The organism is Halomonas profundus (genome assembly GCF_020865425.1).
Taxonomy (GTDB): Bacteria; Pseudomonadota; Gammaproteobacteria; order Pseudomonadales; family Halomonadaceae; genus Vreelandella; species Vreelandella titanicae.
The window spans coordinates 2,722,943-2,742,482 of the sequence record NZ_CP086344.1 but is presented as its reverse complement, the minus strand read 5'-3'; the positions used below and the strand labels follow the sequence as shown (position 1 = coordinate 2,742,482).

General features: G+C 55.8%; 17 protein-coding genes. 3 read left to right on the top strand and 14 right to left on the bottom strand.

Going from position 1 to position 19,540, the window contains the following annotated elements; genetic code table 11:
- Positions 1 to 3 precede the first annotated feature (3 nt).
- From LMS44_RS12390 to acnB, 3 genes are all read right to left on the bottom strand, one after another.
- Positions 4 to 1,947: a glycerophosphodiester phosphodiesterase family protein gene (locus tag LMS44_RS12390; RefSeq protein WP_498945273.1), complete on the bottom strand. Its 1,944-nt coding sequence runs from the start codon at positions 1,945 to 1,947 to the stop codon at positions 4 to 6.
- 42 nt (positions 1,948 to 1,989) lie between these two features.
- Positions 1,990 to 2,484, bottom strand: coding sequence for a ribonuclease E activity regulator RraA (rraA, locus tag LMS44_RS12385; RefSeq protein WP_414122760.1), 495 nt, complete (start codon positions 2,482 to 2,484; stop codon positions 1,990 to 1,992).
- A gap of 190 nt (positions 2,485 to 2,674) precedes the next feature.
- Positions 2,675 to 5,278 (bottom strand): bifunctional aconitate hydratase 2/2-methylisocitrate dehydratase, encoded by a 2,604-nt coding sequence (acnB, locus tag LMS44_RS12380; protein ID WP_009286917.1) that lies wholly within the window; start codon positions 5,276 to 5,278, stop codon positions 2,675 to 2,677.
- A gap of 548 nt (positions 5,279 to 5,826) precedes the next feature.
- On the opposite strand from acnB, the gene LMS44_RS12375 reads away from it, so the two are divergent.
- Positions 5,827 to 6,510 (top strand): MiaE family protein, encoded by a 684-nt coding sequence (locus LMS44_RS12375; RefSeq protein WP_041158499.1) that lies wholly within the window; start codon positions 5,827 to 5,829, stop codon positions 6,508 to 6,510.
- A 27-nt stretch (positions 6,511 to 6,537) separates the two neighbouring features.
- On the top strand, positions 6,538 to 10,437 hold the full coding sequence (locus tag LMS44_RS12370; protein WP_476488226.1) for an ATP-binding protein: 3,900 nt from the start codon (positions 6,538 to 6,540) through the stop codon (positions 10,435 to 10,437).
- A gap of 23 nt (positions 10,438 to 10,460) precedes the next feature.
- Here LMS44_RS12370 and LMS44_RS12365 read toward each other — a convergent pair whose 3' ends face one another.
- From LMS44_RS12365 to queC, 4 genes are read right to left on the bottom strand one after another with little or no spacing between them, the layout of a single operon-like run.
- A complete protein-coding gene (locus tag LMS44_RS12365; RefSeq protein WP_476488225.1) occupies positions 10,461 to 10,718 on the bottom strand; it encodes a YkgJ family cysteine cluster protein in 258 nt (85 codons plus the stop codon).
- Positions 10,715 to 11,566 (bottom strand): 6-carboxytetrahydropterin synthase, encoded by an 852-nt coding sequence (locus LMS44_RS12360; protein WP_498945270.1) that lies wholly within the window; start codon positions 11,564 to 11,566, stop codon positions 10,715 to 10,717. Before LMS44_RS12360 ends, LMS44_RS12365 begins: the two co-directional genes overlap by 4 nt.
- The gene (queE, locus tag LMS44_RS12355; RefSeq protein ID WP_022523265.1) at positions 11,566 to 12,222 is read right to left on the bottom strand and encodes a 7-carboxy-7-deazaguanine synthase; all 657 of its coding nucleotides are present in this window, start codon (positions 12,220 to 12,222) and stop codon (positions 11,566 to 11,568) included. The genes LMS44_RS12360 and queE overlap by 1 nt, the downstream gene beginning before the upstream one ends.
- Entirely contained in the window at positions 12,222 to 12,935 is a 714-nt protein-coding gene (gene queC, locus LMS44_RS12350; RefSeq protein ID WP_190373150.1) for a 7-cyano-7-deazaguanine synthase QueC, read from the bottom strand. The genes queE and queC overlap by 1 nt, the downstream gene beginning before the upstream one ends.
- A gap of 223 nt (positions 12,936 to 13,158) precedes the next feature.
- Here queC and LMS44_RS12345 point away from each other — a divergent pair, with 223 nt between their 5' ends.
- Complete coding sequence (locus tag LMS44_RS12345; protein WP_022523267.1) at positions 13,159 to 13,575, top strand: SRPBCC family protein; 417 nt, start codon at positions 13,159 to 13,161, stop codon at positions 13,573 to 13,575.
- 37 nt (positions 13,576 to 13,612) lie between these two features.
- Here LMS44_RS12345 and LMS44_RS12340 read toward each other — a convergent pair whose 3' ends face one another.
- The 7 genes from LMS44_RS12340 to LMS44_RS12310 form a co-directional block, all read right to left on the bottom strand.
- A complete protein-coding gene (locus tag LMS44_RS12340; RefSeq protein ID WP_022523268.1) occupies positions 13,613 to 13,852 on the bottom strand; it encodes a DUF2789 domain-containing protein in 240 nt (79 codons plus the stop codon).
- 88 nt (positions 13,853 to 13,940) lie between these two features.
- Positions 13,941 to 15,017, bottom strand: a complete 1,077-nt coding sequence (locus tag LMS44_RS12335) for an asparaginase (RefSeq protein WP_190373151.1) — start codon at positions 15,015 to 15,017, stop codon at positions 13,941 to 13,943.
- A 25-nt stretch (positions 15,018 to 15,042) separates the two neighbouring features.
- Positions 15,043 to 16,239, bottom strand: a complete 1,197-nt coding sequence (locus LMS44_RS12330; protein WP_476488223.1) for a CynX/NimT family MFS transporter — start codon at positions 16,237 to 16,239, stop codon at positions 15,043 to 15,045.
- Positions 16,240 to 16,247: 8 nt separating this feature from the next.
- A complete protein-coding gene (locus tag LMS44_RS12325; protein WP_138801483.1) occupies positions 16,248 to 16,751 on the bottom strand; it encodes a hypothetical protein in 504 nt (167 codons plus the stop codon).
- Between the two features lie 95 nt (positions 16,752 to 16,846).
- A complete protein-coding gene (locus LMS44_RS12320; RefSeq protein ID WP_009286911.1) occupies positions 16,847 to 18,103 on the bottom strand; it encodes a DEAD/DEAH box helicase in 1,257 nt (418 codons plus the stop codon).
- Positions 18,104 to 18,375: 272 nt separating this feature from the next.
- Positions 18,376 to 18,882, bottom strand: a complete 507-nt coding sequence (locus LMS44_RS12315) for a helix-hairpin-helix domain-containing protein (RefSeq protein WP_022523272.1) — start codon at positions 18,880 to 18,882, stop codon at positions 18,376 to 18,378.
- Positions 18,883 to 18,947: 65 nt separating this feature from the next.
- Entirely contained in the window at positions 18,948 to 19,532 is a 585-nt protein-coding gene (locus tag LMS44_RS12310) for a PqiC family protein (RefSeq protein ID WP_022523273.1), read from the bottom strand.
- Between the last annotated feature and the right edge of the window lie 8 nt (positions 19,533 to 19,540).

The window sequence follows — 19,540 nt, the reverse complement described above, 5'->3', positions numbered from 1 at the left end:
CCTCTATTGGCGAAGCCAGTTGCGCAGCTTCACTAGCATTAGCGCACCGTCGCTTAATTCGCGGCGGACTTGAATAAGTTCGTTTAAACGATCTGGGTAGTCGGTGATAATTGCATCGACCCCCAGATCAATCAGCGTTGACATGCGAGCTCGGTCATTGACGGTCCAGGCGTGTATTTCGTAACCGTATAGTCGCGCTAAGCGAACTTCCCCTTCCGTGATGCGGTTATGGCGTAGCCCAAGGGCATCAAAGTCACGCCGGTTTAGCGTGCCGGGCAGTATAAGCTGGGCCAGTAAGGTAACGCGCAATTCAGGTGCTTGGGCTTTGATATGTTTAAGTAATGATGGGGACATGGTAGCCATGCGCATATCCATTAGCGCATTGGGAAAACCGCACGCTGTATAGCCGTCGAAGGCGCTTTGTTGGGTCGCCCAGCAGCGATAGCGCACGTCACTCTCTGCATTCAAAGTCTCGATAACAGCATCGGCTAGCGCCTGTTCTTGCCCCGGCAGAGGCTTGATGTCGATCATTAGTCCGGCTTTTCCGCGCACTCTTTGCAGCGCTTCATCCAAGCCTGGAATGTTCTCACCTTGATAAGCATCACCAAACCAGCTTCCTACATCGAATTGGCTGAGTTGTTCTCTGGTTAGCTCGCCAAACTCACGGGGGTCGCCGGTTAGCCGCGCCATGCTGCGATCGTGGTAAAGCATAACCTGTTGGTCACGGCTCAAACGTACGTCTATTTCGATATAGTCGGCGCCATCAAGTAGTGACTGCTCCAGCGCGGCAAGGGTATTTTCGGGGGCCACCATGGAGCTTCCACGGTGGGCAATCACCGCGACGTTGTCACGTATCTCAAAGCTATTGAGTATCCACCATGCTTGAAGGCCGGCAAAAATGAGTACGCTAAGCTCTACCGCCCAGGCCAGTTTGCCTGCATTAAAATCCTCAGGTGGCGGTGCGGGTCGAGCTTCTCTGTGGGCCAGCTGCATATAGAGGCAGGCGGAAAGCAGCGCATTGGTGGCAATACCGATGAAGGTAATGGCCAGGGTGATCAGCACATAGCCGAGTAAGTAGGCCAGCATGGCTGGGATGAGCACGGCATTATGCTCAGGCAGCCACCACAGAAGTGGCGTGAATAGGCGGTCAAAGAGCAGTGTCACCAGTAGCGGCAGGCTAACGATCACGACCAATAGCAGAAGTACCGCAGCGCCAATGGAGCGGCGCCAGCCGCGGGTTAAGCTAACGCTTCGTTTAAGTGCCTGCCAGGGGTTACAGCTTTCCAACGCAACGAGGGGGAGCGCCAATAGCCAGCGCAGGTAGAGCCATGACGCTACCCATACCCAGGCAATAATCAGTGGCAGCGCGCACGCCATGAAATACCACAGTGCAGGGGGACGCACGCGCTGAAGATAGTAGGGGTCTATACCACTCAGCCAGAAATCGTAAAGCCACGCGAGCCCAGCCATAAAGGGCACGAGCAGTACTAAGTGGGTGCCTACCTGGAGTATGACAAGACCCGCGAGGGCAGGTAGCCGACGGGTGCTTAGCCAGAGCGCTTCAAGGGCCAGCCGATAGTGATTGTCACGGGGCCTGACGGCGACCTGCAGCATGCCTGCCTGCTGCCAGTAAATAATCAAAAAAGCGAACCCAAGCCCTACCAGCATGCCTACCAAACCCAGCGGGCTAAACAGTAGTGCGATCAATTCATCGTTGGTGACCACTGTACGGTTGAGTTGGGCAAGCAGCCAGCGTGTCATCCAGGTGATCGCTGGCAGCAGCAAGGCTGAGGCAAGCAGGGTAAAAAACAGGTGGTAGGCGATCAGTGGGCGAAGATGATCGCGCAGCGTGCGTAGTAAGGCAGAGCCAAGGTAGGTCAAAGGCTGCATCGTTATTAAACGGTAAGAATGAGCCACCAGGGTGGCAGTAACCGCCACACCTGGCAAGAGGCTCTTTTAAGACAAATTTAATGACTACGGAGGTCTTTGTTAGGAAAGTGGCAGCTCTTGCTCGGCAACAATAATGCCGTTGTTATCTGCATACAGCCACTGTCCAGGCTGAAGAGTAACACCAGCAAAGGTGACGTCAATATCGCGTTGTCCTTCGCCGCGTTTTTCGCTTTTGCGCGGATGGCTGCCTAGCGCCTGAACGCCAATCGGCAGGGCGGCGAGTATATCCACATCGCGCACGCAGCCGTACATAACGATCCCTGCCCAGCCGTTGGCGACGGCCTGCTCGGCGAGCATATCCCCCAGCATGGCGCAGCGGTGCGAACCACCCGCATCCACCACCAGCACCACGCCGTTACCCGGCTCGGCAACGGCCTGTTTCACCATGGAGTTATCTTCAAAGCATTTGATTGTACGAATAGGGCCATAGAAAGCTTCAAGCCCGCCAAAATTGGCAAATAACGGGTCAAGCACCGCAACCTCTGGATGCGCATCGCAGAGATCGGGCGTCACTATATCAATCGACTTCGTCATCACAAGCTCCTAAGGGTAAACACTGTTGGATTACCGGACAGTTTAGAAAGGTAGAGCATAAAAAACGCCCCGCCCTGTAAAACAGTGGCGGGGCGTTCGGTCATCGACTCAGAAAATGCAACGTGTCACATCTTCTGCGATGGTGCGAGCATCGGCGATGGGGCGGTCTATCTCAAGTGCTTAACAAGCGTTAGGCTTCTTGAGCGACCGGAATCACGTTTGAGGCTATCTTTTGATACTCCTCAATCTCGTGAAAGTTCATATAACGATAAATCTCGCCCGCCATAGCGTCAAACTCACCCATATAGCGTTGATACTCTTCAACGCTGGGTAGGCGTCCTTCTACTGCGGCAACGGCCGCCAGTTCCGCAGAGGCGAGGTACACATTGGCACCGTCACCCAAACGGTTCGGGAAGTTACGTGTAGACGTAGACACCACGGTGCTCTTAGCGGCAACGCGGGCCTGGTTACCCATACACAATGAACAACCCGGCATCTCCATACGGGCACCGGCACGGCCATAAATACCGTAGTAGCCCTCTTCGGTCAGCTGATGCTGATCCATTTTCGTCGGTGGTGCCAGCCACAGCCGGGTTTTTAAGCTACCGGCAGGCTGCTTCTCAAGCAGTTTGCCAGCAGCCCGGAAGTGGCCGATGTTGGTCATGCATGAACCGATAAAGACTTCGTCGATTTTCTGGCCAGCGACTTCAGACAGCAGGCGCGCATCGTCCGGGTCATTCGGTGCACAAAGAACCGGCTCTTTAATTTCAGCCAGATCAATTTCGATAACTTCGGTGTACTCGGCATCCTGGTCGGCACGCATCAAGCTGGGGTTGGCCAGCCACGCTTCCATGCCTTCAATACGACGGCTAATGGTGCGTTCATCGCCATAACCGTTGCCCATCATCCACTTCAACAGGGTGATGTTGGACTTCAAGTACTCGGCAACGCTCTCTTCAGACAGCGTAATGGTACAGCCAGCGGCGGAGCGCTCGGCGGATGCATCAGAAAGCTCGAAGGCTTGCTCAACGGTTAAATCTTCAAGTCCTTCGATTTCCAACACACGCCCGGAGAAGGCATTTTTCTTGTTGGATTTATCAACGGTCAGCAAGCCTTGCTTGATGGCGTAGAGCGGAATAGCGTGAACCAAATCGCGTAGCGTAACACCAGGCTGGCGCTTGCCCTTGAAGCGAACCAGTACCGACTCCGGCATATCCAGCGGCATAACGCCGGTGGCCGCGGCAAACGCTACCAGGCCTGAACCCGCCGGGAATGAGATGCCGAGCGGGAAACGGGTGTGCGAGTCACCGCCGGTGCCCACCGTATCAGGCAGCAGCATGCGGTTGAGCCAGCTGTGGATGATACCGTCACCGGGGCGCAGCGAAACGCCGCCACGGTTCATGATGAAGTCGGGCAGGGTGTGGTGAGTATCCACATCTACGGGCTTCGGATAAGCCGCGGTGTGGCAGAACGACTGCATGACTAGGTCGGCTTGGAAGCCCAGGCAGGCAAGGTCTTTCAGCTCATCACGGGTCATCGGGCCGGTGGTGTCTTGCGAGCCAACGGTAGTCATCTTGGGCTCGCAGTACATGCCGGGACGAACGCCCTCTAAACCGCACGCTTTACCGACCATTTTCTGCGCTAAGGTGAAGCCTTTGCTGGTATCTTTAGGCTGGTCAGGTAGGCGGAAAACGTCAGAGGTGGGCAGGCCCAGTGACTCACGCGCCTTGCCAGTCAAACCACGGCCGATGATCAGGGGAATACGGCCGCCAGCGCGTACTTCATCCAGAATCAGCTGCGTTTTAAGCTCGAAGGTGGTGATTACCTCGTCGCTATCGTGCTTGCACACTTTACCTGCGTAGGGGTAAACATCGATGACATCGCCCATATTCAGGTTGGTGACGTCCATCTCAATCGGCAAGGCGCCCGAATCTTCCATGGTGTTAAAGAAAATAGGCGCAATTTTACTACCAAAGCAGAAACCGCCAGCGCGCTTGTTAGGAGCGTAGGGGATATCGTCGCCGAAGAACCACAGTACCGAGTTAGTGGCTGACTTACGCGATGAGCCGGTGCCGACCACGTCGCCTACATAAACGACGGGAAAGCCTTTGGCTTTAACGTCTTCGATCTGCTTGAGCGGGCCAGTGGTACCTGGAACCACTGGCTCAATGCCGTCGCGCTCGTTTTTGAGCATGGCGTTGGCATGGAGCGGAATATCCGGACGTGACCAGGCATCCGGCGCGGGAGACAGGTCGTCGGTATTGGTTTCGCCCGGGACTTTAAACACGCTCAAGGTGATTTTTTCAGCCAGTGCCGGCTTAGACAGGAACCACTCGGCGTCTGCCCAGGACTGAATAACCTCTTTAGCGACGCTGTTGCCGTTCTTGGCGCGGCTTTCCACATCATGGAAGGCGTCGAACATCAGCAGTGTGTGCTTGAGCTGCTCGCCTGCTTCTCGGGCAAGCTCCTCGTTATCGAGTAGCTCCACCATTGAAACGATGTTGTAGCCACCCTGCATGGTACCCAGTAGCTTGACGGCGTGAATCTTGTCGATCAGCGGAGAGCTCGCTTCACCTTTCGCAATGGCGGTAAGAAAGCCTGCTTTTACATAAGCTGCCTCGTCAACGCCCGGCGGAACGCGGTTGGTGATTAAGTCGAGGATAAACTCCTCTTCACCGGCCGGTGGCGTCTTCAGCAGCTCAACCAGTAAGGCTACTTGTTCGGCGTTTAGGGGTTTGGGCGGGACGCCCTCAGCTGCACGTTCCTCGACATGTTGGCGGTAAGCTTCAAGCACGTTGGGGCCCTCTCATTCACGTTTCATTTACTTTATGGTGATGGCCTGCACGGTGCACGGTGGTGGCCGCGCAGTGGGTGTAGAGTGGAGCCGATCACATATGACATACGCTTGACAAACAGCGTGTGGTTGGATGGCTGCGATTCTACGGCAAACTGTCGACAATGTTAAGCTGGCAAGCAAAGACGACTCTTGTACTTTATGTTGATACCTTGATTTAAACGGATCAAAAAAACGCTTTTTATTAGCCTATTGGCGTAAAAACAGGAAAGTTTTTTCCCCATTTACGGGCTAACCACAGGTTGTGCAGGTGTGATTGTCGTTACAGCGCGTTACCATAGTCCTCACTTTATGACCTTAGCGCTATCTAACTGCTGTGGTACTTACGTAAGCGAGCTGATTAAAAGTGTGTGGAGCATTTTTAAGCGCGCAACTACATTAGTAATAAGCGATTCAGGGTATGAAGAACGCAATTCAACAGGGAACTGTAAGCGCCTTGCGCGCTTATATGTTGTACAATAGTGAGATATAAGCTCGGTAATGGTGTTATGTTGATACAACCCGGTACACTTCCGCCCTCTAAACAAAAGAATGCCTTACAAACGGCTGATCATGCGGTGAAAGCGGATGATCTGCTGCCGGAAAGTTTGCACCAGTTTTTGGCCTGTGCAACACCTGAGGCGTGGCTGCAATGGGCGTTAGAGAATCCTGAAACGCTGCTGGTCGACCACGCTCAGTGTGAAAAAAAAGCCGCTTCCACCGCCATGAGTTTGCTCTATCGCTACGTTGATCAGCCACTTCTGCTAAGCAAAATGTCGCAATTGGCGCGCGAAGAGTTGCTCCATTTCGAGCAAGTGGTTGCGCTCATGGAGACGCGTGGGGTGACCTACCAACACTTGACCGCTTCACGCTACGCGGAAGGCCTTAGGCGACACCTGCGCAGCAATGATCCCGAACGGTTAATCGATGTGCTCATCATTGGCGCCCTTATCGAAGCGCGTAGTTGCGAACGATTCGCTTGCTTGATTCCGTATTTAGATGAAGAGCTCGCCAAGTTTTATCGCACCCTGGTGAAGTCAGAAGGCCGTCACTTTGAGGACTACCTATTACTGGCTCGCCAGCAGACATCGGGCTCTATTGATGAGCGGATCGCTTTTTTTGTAGCGCGTGAAGCGGAGCTGATTACTACGCCCGATACGGCTTTTCGTTTCCATAGCGGTGTGCCAGCTTAACCCGCTTAGCCCGGCAGGATGTTTATCATGCGCGATGCTCGTGAGACAGACCAGTTAACTCTCTTTGGTCACTTTTCGCTTACCCAGGGCGAAGACGTATTAACCCACTTTAGCTATGACAAAGTGAAGGCGCTGCTCGTTTATCTGCTGCTGCATCGTCAGCCGGTTAACCGCGCCGCGCTGGCGGAACTGCTGTGGCCTGACCAAGGGTTATCCTCAGGCAGAACTAACCTGCGTCACGCGCTGCACTGTTTACGCCAGTCGTTGGGGGAGAGCGCCGACCAAGTATTAAGCGTCTCACGGCAAACGATTGCCTTCCAGCTTCCGGCCAATTGGAAAGTCGACCTGCATACACTGCAACAACTGCTTGAAGGGCCGCGCGACTTGGATACCCTGGAAGCACTGATGACCTGTTACCAAGGTGACCTGATTGAAGAACTTCAATTGGCCACCTGTAGTGAGTTTCAGCGCTGGTTAGTCCAGGTGCGGAATGAGTGGCGCCAGCGCGTCATTCGTTTTGCTGAACAAGTACTTGAAGCACATACCGATGTGCCTGACCTGATCCTGGAAACACTGGTCAGTCGCTTTTCCGGCTATGGCCCGTTTCATGAGCGCTTGGTTCGCCAACTGGCTGAACAGAATCAAATGGCCGCCGCGCACGAGCAGTATAATAGCTACTTGCAGCTACTGGCGTTGTCAGGCCAGCAGCCTGAACCTAGCTTCTTACAGTTGGCAAGCTACTGGTCTGACGGCCACCATGACCCCCGGATGATGAGTCCCCAGGGCGCGTTTTCCCGCGCGCTGGCGGCAGACAGTAAACCGCTGCGTGAAGATGAGATTGAGCTGCGCCAACTTTCCGTGATGGCTATCCGGCTGCGCCTGAAAGGGGAGTGGCAAGACCGAGCCGCGACCCGACATTGCCTCACTCTGCAGTTAGAGCTGTTGCGATGGCTAGAGCAGCAGTGCCATCACTTGGGCGGCTTCTGGCTGCCTGGCGCCACTGGTGGCTTGGGGCTGGCGTGTTTCGGTACCCATGGGCCTGCTCACCAACTGGCTGAGTTAGTGGCGCTCTATGAGCACTGCCGTCAGGCGCTTCCCCAGGAGAGTGCTCGCCACTGGTCTGGCGAAGGCGAAGTGCCGCAATTTGAGTTAGCTGCTGGTTTGCACAGTGGGCAAGTCGTCTACTTGCCCGAGCGGCAATTGGCGGACCCGCTGGGGCAAGTCACCCAAACCTCGCTGGAGCTAATGAGCGCAGCTGAAGGCAGTGAGCTAGTGATCTCACAAGAAGCCAGTCAGCACATGCCGCCCGCGCTTGATCTACAGCCACGCTTGGTATCGCGTTTGGTGGCTAGCGATGGTCGCGTTCGACTGCGCGCTTTAGTGCTGGGCCTAAACGAAGGCGGTCGCGATGCACTGCCGCCTAGCCTGGTCGGGCGTGAAACCTCGCTGCGTACGCTGCGCGACGCGTTGGCGCGGGCAGGTATAGGTTTGCGTCAAAGCGTGTTAGTTCGCGGGGCATCTGGCATGGGCAAATCGGCGCTGATGGTCGGTTTCCGCCAGTTAGAACTTAGTCGCGATGCGGCAATTTGCTGGCAGCCCACCACGAGGCTGTCGGTGCTAGATCCCTACGGCGTTGCCCGGACTCTGGTGGGCTGGTATCTCAAGCAACCGCTGACTATCGAGGCGATTCACGAGCTACAGGCAACGCTTGAGTTTGACCAGCTTACGCCCGAGCGTCAGCACCTGTTGGAAGAGGCGCTTGGGGTGCACGAAGTTCAGGAGATCACCCAGCTTGCCCAAAGCGGTGAAGCCGTTGAATTGGTGGTGATGTTGCTGCACCGCTTAATCGAGCGCCAGGCGACCACTCATACCCTGGTGCTGATGGTTGATGATTTACAGTGGCTTGATGAGCCGTCGCTTAAAGTGCTCGCGGGGCTTCAGGCACGTTTACCTATCAATACCGCCTTCATGTTGGTGGCTAGCCACCACGGCCGAGAACTGCTGCCGGTGAAGCTGCATTGGGATCAACAGATTAGTTTGGGGAATCTGGATCCGCAGCAGTCTTCACGGCTATTGTCACAGCTGTCACGGCGCTACCGCATTCATTTGAGCCCACGGTTACGTAACCAGATTATTGAGCGCTGCGATGGCGTGCCGCTCTATATGCAGGAAATTTGTCGGCGTCTGGATATGGATCGTCGCGAAGGGCGTAGTGTCCAGTTCGATGAACTGCCCAAAGGATTGTTAGGGCTGCTGGCAAGCCGTATTGATCAGCTTGAGGGTGACCGCGAAATTGCCCACGTAGCGGCAGTGCTGGGTAAGCGTTTCCGGTTGGATTTCCTACTGGAGTGTAGCGGCTGGGAAAAAGGGCGACTTAACCAGGCGCTCGAACATATGCGGGCGCTGGAGATTGTCGAGCCGGTCGATAAAGAGAGCGGCGAGCACGAATATCAGTTTAGCCACCAGTTGCTGCAAGAAGCTGCCTACCTTTCTTGCCCGCGGGATGTGCGGGTCAAGCTGCACCAACAAGTAGTGACCCTAATAGAGGAGCGCTTCCCTGTCTGGATTAGTCGCCACCCCGGCGATTTTGCCACTCACCTGCGCCGGAGCGGTCATTATGCCCGTGGTGCACGCTATTTCGAATTGGCCGCCCGTGAAGCGCTCAAGGTGAGTGCCAACCGAACCGCGCTACGCATGGCCGATTTCGGTTTGGCGAGCTTGCGCCACGTCGAGCATGAGATTGAGCGTGAAGTAAGTCTGCTCACCGTGCGCGGTCAGGCGGCGTTCTCGCTTGAGGGCCACGGCTCGCCTACCGCTCACGAAAGCTTTGTGCGTGCGAGGGAACTGCTGCGCGAATCGGGTACCGATAGATTGGAGGATCCAGAAGATCTTGAGCAGATATTCCTAGTCAAATGGGGGCTTTGGGTGGGGCGTAGTCAGCGCTATGCTCATGCCGATGCCTTTGCACTGGCGTCGACGCTCGCTGATCTCGCTTCACGCCTTGAAGACCCTCGCTATCGTCGTTTGGCCGACTATGCCCGCGCTAACTGCGAGTACTGGGCGGGTCGCATTCAGCAGGCTCACGACCATTTAGATGAAATCGATCCGCTCAATGCGCAAATGATGATCGAGTGGCTACCGTTCTCCGATCATCCGCAAGTTTCGGCCGCCTGCTTTCAGGGCTGGGCGCTCTGCCTGCGTGGTGATTATCAGCGTGCCGAGCGGCAAGTGTCGGCGGCTATTCGGCTGGCGGAGAAGATTGCCCACCCCGGTACCTTGGCGCTGGCGCTGCTATTTGCCGCTGCGCTCTATCGTCAGCTGGGCCACGTCCATTTGGCCGCGCGGCATGCGGAGCGGGCGGCGGCAATGACCGGAACGCCCGATTTACAGCTGTGGCAAATCTCCAGCCAGTGCATTCTTGGTTGGCAACGAGCTCTGGCAGGTGATACTACCGGGTTGACTCAGTTACGCGATAGCCTGGATCAGATGGCGGAGCTGAACGGTCGTGACCGCTACCAGCGGCCGGTGCTGTGGTACTCGGATGCCTGCATTGAACTAGGCGAGTTAAATGCCGCAGAGGAGTACCTCGACCAGTGCTTGGTGATTGCCCGTGAGCGTACCACGCTATTTTTGCCCGAATTAGCCACCCAACTGGCCAAAGTGCGTGATCTGCTTGGACACCCCGCCAATGAAGTCAAGGCATTGGCTGAGATGGCGATAAACCAGTCCCGCGAGCACGGCAATCGCCACCAGGAGCTAGCGGCCCTTGAGCTATGGCTGACGCGTATTGAGCCCAACGACCAGCAGGCGAAAGAGAGTTTTAGGCAGCTATTGAGCGAAGTCAGCCACAGCGATGCGCCGGTGCTAACCCGTTGGATCAGCTTGTTGGATCGCCGTTTGCCTCGGCCGGTAGGCGCTGAAGGTTGATAAGCTAAAGCAGGGCGCTCTCTTTAACGGGTGTCCTGCTCCAGCCACGCCAAAGTGGCGAGCGCCTCTTCCCGGTTCTCGCCGCACACACTAGCGTCAAAGTTAAACCGCTCGCAGACCCTGGGGCGGCTCGGATCCCCGAACAAACGGCACAGGTTGTCCTCGTCTAACTGCACGCAGCGAACGCCCGCCGGCTTGCCCTCAGGCATGCCGGGGATAGCTGAGCTAATTGAAGGTGCGATGCAGCAGGCGCCACACCCCGCACGACACCCTTCACTCATAGCCTAGCACTTGGACTAGGTGAACATACGGCAATCGCGCCCTTGTTGATGCCCTCGAAGGCCTGGACGCGCGTGGTTACGCCGCTTTGCGTGGCAACCTCTTTTGCCAGCCAGGCGGCGATATTTTCTACCGTGGTGGGGCCGGGGAGGACTGCGCATAGCGACTGTGGCAGCGTAATGGAGAAATCACCTTGGGCGGCGCGATAGCCGCAGGTAAGGAAATCGTTATCCCGTGAGGTGATATCCGCCTCTTCAAGCAGGTAGCGATTTTCCAGCCATGCGGCCCACTGTTGTTCGAGCTTAGGTTGACGCAGCTCTTGCTGAAAGATATGTAGCCGCGAACGGTGGCCGTGAGCGATACGCTGGCAGTTGCCTAAATGGCGCTTCAGGCCGTGCGAGTAGCCATAGGCAGCGCCAGCGATGGCCTCGTCGCTAAGCGTAAGGGTAACCTGATGGACATTCTCAGGCCGTTCTTCAGTGAGCTGCTGACTTAAGTGCTCAGCGACCGTGTCAAGCTCAATGGCTTGCCATGGCAGCAGGCTAAACGCCTCTTTGGGGCCGCGCACTTCCATCGGATAGGGCGTGGTGGTTCGCACGCACACACCTTCGGGGCACTCCGTCACCGTGACCCCAGGCGCCTGAGTAGGTACCAGCAGAGTATGATCGAGGCCGCTGTCTAGCGTGCGTTTGATCCACGGTTTGACTTCCCCAAAATCGAACAGCATGCCATCTTCACCCAGCTCGCCATCCAGCACTGCGTCCACCTGCCAGCTACAGCCCACTAAGCCGCGTTCGGAACACCAAAGGGAAACGTCAATATGGGTCAGTTGGTTTACGAATAGGGACATTAATCAAAACCTGCTAATTTGTGCATTTGTAGCGATAAGCGCCACTGGGGGTTAGCCATGCAGTAGGCGGTCGCTTCAGCAACGGTGGTCTTATCCTGATTGAGAGGGGCAAGATCCATCGGCTGTAGAAAGAAGTGGCGAAACCCTAGGCCTGAAAACTGCTCCGGGGGAGCGTCCACCTGAGGGTAGACAAGCTTTAACTCGTCGCCTTGGGTAATGGCTAGCGGATTGCTACCCTTAGGGCTGACACATAGCCAGTCAATACCTGGTGGCGGAGCCAGCGTACCGTTGGTCTCGACGGCCACCTCAAACCCATGGCTATGCAGTGTGGCAATCAGCGCTGCGTCAAGCTGCAGCAGTGGCTCGCCGCCGGTAAACACCACATAGGGCGTCGCATGCGACTTGGCGTCACCGAGTTGGCTGGGCCAGAGTCCGGCAATGTGTTCAGCGAGGGCGGTGGCAGTGGCAAACTTGCCGCCATTGATGCCGTTAGTGCCAATAAAGTCAGTATCGCAAAAGGTGCATTTAGCCGTCGCCCGATCAATTTCACGGCCCGACCACAGATTGCAGCCACTGAAACGACAGAAAACGCTCGCTCTGCCCGCTTGGGCACCTTCCCCCTGGAGGGTGTAAAAGGCTTCTTTGACCTGATACATCAGCGCTGACCTACTGCGCTGTCTACGCTGTAAGCCAATGGATCGGTAACACCGTTGGCGGCAAAGGCGTCCAGCCGCTCGCGGCAGCTGCCGCATACGCCGCAGGCAAGTTCACGGCCTTCGTAGCAGGTCCAGGTATGGCGGTAATCCAATCCCATTGCCAGGCCTTCACGCAGTATGTCGGCCTTGCTTACTTTGAGATAAGGGGCGTGTAGCTTCACTGGCTCGAAGTTGGCGATGCCCGCGACATGGTTCATTGCCTCGACGAATTCGGGGCGGCAGTCGGGGTAGAGAATGTGGTCGCCGCCATGGGCGCCGTAGTCGACTCGTTCTGCGCCAATGTTCACAGCCTTGGCAATCGCCAGGGAGAGCAAGATCATATTGCGATTGGGTACGACGGTAGCGCGCAGGTTGTCCGCATCATAGTCGCCCTTGGGCATTGCTTGGTCTGGATTGGTGAGCGCCGAATTATCAATCAGGCCGTGTATGGCGCGAATATCGACTACTTGATGGGGTAGCCCCAGCGAGGCGCACACTTGGCGTGCAGTGTCGAGTTCGCGAGCATGCCGCTGACCATAGTCAAACGAAAGCGCGTGTACGCTAAGCCCTTCTCGCAGCGCGCGATGAAGCACGGTAAAAGAGTCCATTCCACCGGAATAGATAACGACGGTTGTGGTGGCTGTATCAGCCGCCACTGGGGGTATTGATGACATGAGAAAACACTCTTTGTCGGAGAATTTATTAATCGCGAGCAGCGTTTAGCTGACGCGGCGTTCCGGGGTCCGGTCCGGAAGGGCGGCAGTTTACGCAATAGACGTTAGTCTGACCAGTTCTAGTGCTGACCATGTACCTGATTGAAGTAAAAAAAGTGCGTAGGCGGGGCAGCATGAATATCAACATGCTACGCTATCCATCCATGTCGTTAGAGGCGAACCAATGGCAACTATTGAACATAGTGAAATCATTAACGCTCCGCCCGAACGAGTGTTTGAACTATTGCGTCGTGTCGAGGATTTTGCCGATTACTCGGATCTGATTCGCTCAATAGAAACGCTGGGCGAAAACCGTTACCGCTGGCACGTACGTGCCGTGGGCATGGACTGGGCGTTTGATGTCATGGTTACCGAGGTTCAGCCGCCTTATGTGCTTGCCTGGGAGTCCTTGGATGGTGTGAAGAACCAGGGACGTTATCGCCTTCGCGAGGTGCCAGAAGGTACCGAAGTGGCATTAACGTTGAGCTATGAAATTCGCAACCGCTTAATGGAGAAAGCCGTCAACAAAGCGGCCAAGCCACTAGTCGGCAAAGTCAGCCGACAAATTCTTGAGCGCGTTGAGGCACGTTTAAATCAGTAGCGCCGCTTAGCAGCGCATTGGTGATCAGGCCACCGACTTATTGTGGTTTATGCATTGAGGCGTCAAGGTGGTCAACGACCTCTGCCCAGTCGGCATCTTCATCTACGGCTTCTTTCAGAAATTCTGCCTGGCCCTCGTTCCAGCAGGGAGCTTCAGACAATGGCATCGTTTCCGGAAGTGGGGCGTTGCGCTGGATAAAGCGCTCGATTGAAGCTGCATCAGATGCCAATCCCAACTGCTCGAATAGTTCGCTGAAATGGTGTACCGGCTTTTCCATAATCTGTTGCTCCTTCAAACGGTTAGAATGCTCCCTATAACATAGCTTGATTCTCAGTCTGCGCCAGCACACAAAAGCCTTTGTTTGATCAACGTTCGCCAACCAGTGGTGTTAAAAAGCGCTGTCGTTGATCTTCTAACGCGAGTGGCTGGGCCAGTAAATGGGCTAGCTTGGTGAACGCCGCCTCCGGCGTCATATCATCGCCTGCCACAACGCCTGCATCGCTCAGGCCGTGACCTGCCGCATAAGCCCCCAGGTGGACACTGCCCTGCGGGCACTGGCTAATGGCGGCAAGCAGTTTGCCTTCGCCGGTGGCTCTGGCAAGTACGTTAAGCAAGTGGGGATCGTCGGGGAGGTTGCCCGCGCCCCAGAGCTGAAGTAACGCCCCTTTTACCCGTGAATCACTCAACCAAGCATCCAGCTGCCAGGCTGCTACGCCCGGCCAAAGAGCGATGCGCACGATCTCTCCCTGATTGACCAGGCGGTAGTCGGGGAGCTCGAAACGTGGCGCGCCACGCTGCTGCAGGCCAAGCCCACGGCTGGGGTAATAAACGAAATCGTCGCCTACCCGCTCGCCGAGCAGTGGGTAGTTAGGGCTTGCGAAGGCGTTGGCTGCTTCGCTGTGCTGCTTAATGGCGCGGGCACCCCGCAGCAATTGCCCTGCAAAGTAAATCGCCACTTCTTGGAGCTCAGGCTTGTCAGCGAACTGCAGCGCGCCGTGCAAATTGTGCAAGGCATCGCTGTCGGGCGATTCTAGTGGCAACATCGAGCCCGTGACGACTACTGGCCGATCTAGCCCCTGGAGTTGATAGGCAAGGCTGGCAGCGGTCCAACTGAGTGTGTCAGTGCCATGAATAATCACGAAACCGGCGAAGGCCGTTAGCTGGTCGTTAATGTCGTGGGCGAGCTGTTGCCAAGTGAGAGGAGTGGCCGCACTTGAGTCAATCAACGTGGTGTAGCTGACGACCTTATAAGGTGGAAGGGATTGCTGTTGGGCAAGCGGTAGCTGGCTCAGGGCCTTTGCCATGCGAGTGGCAAAGTCACCGCTAGGCGCAAGCCCTTCAGCATGCTGTTGCATACCGATGGTGCCGCCGGTGTAAATGACTAATATTCGCTCTTGGGCGGGAACGCTGCTGGCAAGAGGGGAGTGAGGGATCATCGCCATCTCCTGGGGCTTTGTGCGAAACCTGCTAAGTGTGTATCAAAAGTTCGCCGCTCTGGTCATCTAGACGCTGATTACGGCCCGCCAGTAGCGCAAAGCCACAACAAACCGTGATCAGAATAATCAATAACCAAGCGATTTGTGATGTGTTGGCGCCTGTTTGCAGCATAACTCCCACACCAAAAGGCCCAAGTGCTGCCAGTGTATAACCACCGCCCTGAACCAGCCCAGAAAGCTGACCGGCAAGGCGGGAGTTGGCCGTGCGTAAGACGAGTAGGCTCAGTGCCAGGCTAAAGCTGCCACCTTGACCGATACCCAGTAAAGCGGCGCCTGGCCATTGCCACACTAATGGCGCAATAAGTAGCATCCATAGGCCAATGGCGGTGCTAAGCAGCACAGCCAATAGCGCGGGACGCTGGTCACGCCCCATTCGTGCAAGCCAGGGCGCGCCAAGCGCGGAGGCTAGCTGGCACATAATCGACACCGCCATTGTCCAGCCCGCATCGGCCTCGTTATAACCGCGATCAACCAGCAGAGTAGGCAGCCAGCCAAATACGATGTACGCCATGGACGATTGAATGCCCATGAACAGCATGACGTGCCAGGTAAGCGGTTGCTTAAGAAGCCGTAAAATACCGCTTTTGGGCGCTGTCGGCGTGTTGGTCATTGTGGTTCGGGGCATTTGGAAGTGCCAAAGCACCAGTGCGAACAGCGCCAGCAGTGACCAGCTCATCAAACTCGCCTGCCAACTGCCGAGCAGTTGCGTTAATGGGACGCTAAACCCAGCCCCTAAGGCGCCACCTAAGCAGAGCGCCATGGTGTATAAACCGGTAAGCAGGTCGGCACTATCGGGAAGTTCACGCTTAACCAGGGCCGGTAGCAGGGTGCCGCCAATGCCGATCGCACAGCCTGCCATCGCCGAGCCAATAAAGAGCCCACCGGGGAAAGGTAAACCACGTAAAACCAACCCCGCAGCCAGTAGTGCCAATGCCGAACTTAGCGCCCGTTCACTGCCTATACGTCTAGCCAGGGCAGGGGCAAGCGGGGCGGAGAGGCCTAAAAACAGCACGGGTAGCGTGGTGAGTAACCCCGCAGCGGTAGCGGAAAGCCCCGCGCTTTCTTGCAGGCGAGTAAGCAGTGGGGCAACCGAAGACATGGCGGGGCGTAAATTAAGCCCCACCACGACCATCAGCAAAATAAACGTAATCGAGCGACGCGTTGCCATACGAGTACTTACTTAAGGTGGGGACGCAAGTCTCCGCGAACGGCATCGAGTAGCGTAATAAAGTGGTAATCCTGGGGAGTGTCCAGACAGTCGACCCTGACGTTTGTGCGCATGCCTTTATCCATATTCAACTGGTCAAATATTTCTAATGTAAGCTTGCGAGCAGGTTTATCGCCCGGCGCCATGATGCCATCTTCAAGGGTAAAAGTTTCAAGCAGGGTGACACGTACGCGGGTGCTATTGCCTTCGCTCAGTACTCGGCGTACAAAAAGCCAGCCTTCGCAGGGGAGGGCGTGGTTGTCATCCCGTTGACGCAAGAAAATCGTGCGGTAGCAGGCCCCTTCGGTCGAGGCCTTTTCAGCCATACTGCGGTAGGCTTGAAGCACCTGATTAGCTGACGCACGGGCGTCCTCTAAACGCTGCACGATCCCTTGATGTTCGCGGCTGAGTTGCTCTTGACGTTGGAACGTCAGCCATTGGCGATACTCGGCCATCAGTTGAGAAGACGCCATAATCACTCCGTGAAAAGTATTGGCTAAAATAGCTGCTGGAAACAGCGGCTTGGAATATGCAAAGGCGACACCTTCGCATATTCCTGCGCTCTGAGCTAGCGCCGCGCGCGGCGTTTACGCTCGCCGCCGGTATTGGCACTCTGGCCTTCGGGCTTGCGTTTGGCGCGAGGCTGACGTTGGTTGCGTCGACCATTCTCGATGGGCTCAGGTTTGATACTGGGGTCGGGCTCAAAGCCAGGTTCAATGTGCTTTGTTAGCTTCTGCTTGATTAGCCGCTCAATATTGCCCAGCAGGGCATCTTCATCGACACACACCAACGAAACGGCTTCGCCATTGCTGCCCGCACGGCCTGTGCGGCCAATGCGGTGGACATAATCTTCCGCCACGTTGGGTAGGTCAAAATTGACGACGTGGGGCAACTCATTGATATCCAGGCCGCGAGCAGCGATATCGGTGGCCACGAGTACCTGCAGGTCGCCGCTCTTAAATGCCGTTAGCGCGCGAGTGCGAGCTCCCTGGCTTTTATTGCCATGGATCGCCATGGAAGGGATGTCCTGCTTGGAGAGCTGCTCTGCAAGGCGGTTAGCGCCATGTTTGGTGCGCGTAAATACCAGAACCTGGAACCAGCCGTTCTGTTGAATTAAGTGAGCCAGCAGTTCGCGCTTCTTCTCGCGGTCGACACGGTAAATGGCCTGCTCAATTTTGTCGGCTGTGGCATTCCGTGGCGCTACCTCAATCATCGCCGGGTTATCCAGCAACTGTTGTGCCAGGGTTTGGATCTCGTTAGAGAATGTCGCCGAGAACAGCAGGTTTTGGCGCTTTTTAGGCACCAGGCGCAGCAGGCGCTTAATGTCGTGAATGAAGCCCATATCCAGCATACGGTCAGCTTCATCAAGCACTAAAATCTCAACGCAGGAGAGATCCACATGCCCCTGCTGGTGAAGATCCAGCAGGCGGCCAGGGGTAGCTACAAGTACATCCAAACCGGCTTTTAGGGCATCGATTTGAGGCTGCTGGCCAACGCCACCAAAAATAATGTGGGAGCGCAGTGCCAGATGTTGACCGTAGGTCGACACGCTTTCGCCTACTTGAGCGGCAAGCTCACGGGTAGGGGTTAGCACCAGTGCACGTACCTGACGCTTTGTAGGTCGTTTGCCGGTATTTAGACGTTGCAGCATTGGCAGCGTAAAACCAGCGGTTTTACCCGTGCCGGTTTGGGCGCTGGCCAGCATGTCACGACCTTCTAGTACGACGGGGATAGCCTGTCGTTGTATCGGGGTAGGCTCGGTGTAACCTTGCGCTGTAACAGCGCGTAATAAATCGGCGTGCAGGCCAAGTTCAGAAAAGCTCATGCGTTCTCCGCAGTCACCTAGTGAGTTAATACCGGTAAGTGGCTGTTATCACTAGATGTAATGTTCAAAAAGCGAGGTTGATTCACCTTCGCGGCAGCGAAGTGTGCCAGATAATTCAGTGTGCCGCGATGGTCGTTGGGTAGCCGTGGATGACCGTGACAGGAGACGTGAAGGTTATAGCGCCAAGCAGCACTATCATCCTGGTGTGCACGGACACACCAGAAAACTACGTGTCAGTAATAAGCCGAGTAGTGTAACACGGTTATAGGGCCTCAGCTTGTTTCGCTGAATCGTTCCAGCGATGGGGCCTGGGCATGCAGTGGGATTAACCGCGCTAAAGTAGCCGCAGGCAAATCAAGCTGGGCCACTTCCTTGGGGGCTAATGTAAAAAAGTGCTCAGGGGTGAAAACACCAAGTTGAAACAGTTGGCGGGCCGTGGCTGGTCCTATGCCGTCGAGCCCCAGTAGTTGCCGCGCAAAGAGGGTGAGAAAACGACTGTTTTGCTGTTCATCAAAATCGACGCTAGCCATTTGATAATAGTGCCCAGCTTGAATAGTAATAAACTGCTCAATGCGCTGAAGCGCGGCTAGCGTTGTGGCATCGTGAGCCTGGGCTGCTAACTGATCGCGCAGAGCATCGTGGCTATTTAAAGCCGTTTCGAGGACTCCTTGAGTCGGTTCGCCCTCAAGCAGTGCCGTTACGGTATGCATTAGGGCGTTAATGGCATCGCGTAGTTGTTCAGCGGGCAGACCCGTGGTCTGGCTTGGTTCAGCTGGCATATTGACATCCCTGAGAGGGTTAGCATTAAGCGTAGTGCAGCAAACTCAGTTTAGAAAAGCACTGATTAATCAAAATAATCGCCCTGACGTATTTTAGTGGCGATAAGTTCGGCAGCTTGATCCCAGCTATCACTTAATGCACGCACCAGGGCGGGATAGCCATCTTCTGCAAGAGGCGTTTCGGCATAGAAAGTTTCCATCTCTAACAGCTCGCCGGCATCGTTTAGCAATTGCCATTGGCCGCTAGCCACGGCGATACCATCAAAGCGGCCCTGGAATTGATCTACGTTCAGGCGCAGGGTGAGGGCGTTGGATTGATCACCTTCACCACGCATAACCCTAAGTGTTGGCAACGCTTTGGATAGATTGGCGCGCACTCTCCGCTCTAATTGCCTGCCTAAGCCTTCTGCCCACTGGTGTTCCCGAGCGGCATTCAGTGTAATGTCGTCTAGCTGCATCACAATGCCGTCGACATCCAGGTAGTGGGCTAGCCGTGGTGCGCTCACTATAAGCGTACCCTCGGGCTGGCGGGGTGTGCTAGCCAATGGGTCGCTTGGCAGCATATAGCGAGCGGGGGGCGTGACACTGCTGGCGCAGGCGGATAGCAACAAGCAGATCAGCAGCAGTGAATATCTCATCCATGTAAACATCGTTCGCT

Excerpts from the sequence above, each read along its gene's own strand:
- LMS44_RS12340 (WP_022523268.1), bottom strand. The coding sequence starts at position 13,852 with ATGGAAAAGCCGGTACACCATTTCAGCGAACTATTCGAGCAGTTGGGA.
- LMS44_RS12365 (WP_476488225.1), bottom strand. The coding sequence starts at position 10,718 with ATGAGTGAAGGGTGTCGTGCGGGGTGTGGCGCCTGCTGCATCGCACCT.
- LMS44_RS12315 (WP_022523272.1), bottom strand. The coding sequence starts at position 18,882 with ATGCCAGCTGAACCAAGCCAGACCACGGGTCTGCCCGCTGAACAACTA.
- LMS44_RS12325 (WP_138801483.1), bottom strand. The coding sequence starts at position 16,751 with ATGGCGTCTTCTCAACTGATGGCCGAGTATCGCCAATGGCTGACGTTC.
- queE (WP_022523265.1), bottom strand. The coding sequence starts at position 12,222 with ATGTATCAGGTCAAAGAAGCCTTTTACACCCTCCAGGGGGAAGGTGCC.
- LMS44_RS12345 (WP_022523267.1), top strand. The coding sequence starts at position 13,159 with ATGGCAACTATTGAACATAGTGAAATCATTAACGCTCCGCCCGAACGA.
- rraA (WP_414122760.1), bottom strand. The coding sequence starts at position 2,484 with ATGACGAAGTCGATTGATATAGTGACGCCCGATCTCTGCGATGCGCAT.
- LMS44_RS12310 (WP_022523273.1), bottom strand. The coding sequence starts at position 19,532 with ATGTTTACATGGATGAGATATTCACTGCTGCTGATCTGCTTGTTGCTA.
- LMS44_RS12375 (WP_041158499.1), top strand. The coding sequence starts at position 5,827 with ATGTTGATACAACCCGGTACACTTCCGCCCTCTAAACAAAAGAATGCC.
- LMS44_RS12360 (WP_498945270.1), bottom strand. The coding sequence starts at position 11,566 with ATGTCCCTATTCGTAAACCAACTGACCCATATTGACGTTTCCCTTTGG.
- LMS44_RS12330 (WP_476488223.1), bottom strand. The coding sequence starts at position 16,239 with ATGGCAACGCGTCGCTCGATTACGTTTATTTTGCTGATGGTCGTGGTG.
- LMS44_RS12335 (WP_190373151.1), bottom strand. The coding sequence starts at position 15,017 with ATGGCGATGATCCCTCACTCCCCTCTTGCCAGCAGCGTTCCCGCCCAA.
- LMS44_RS12370 (WP_476488226.1), top strand. The coding sequence starts at position 6,538 with ATGCGCGATGCTCGTGAGACAGACCAGTTAACTCTCTTTGGTCACTTT.
- queC (WP_190373150.1), bottom strand. The coding sequence starts at position 12,935 with ATGTCATCAATACCCCCAGTGGCGGCTGATACAGCCACCACAACCGTC.
- LMS44_RS12320 (WP_009286911.1), bottom strand. The coding sequence starts at position 18,103 with ATGAGCTTTTCTGAACTTGGCCTGCACGCCGATTTATTACGCGCTGTT.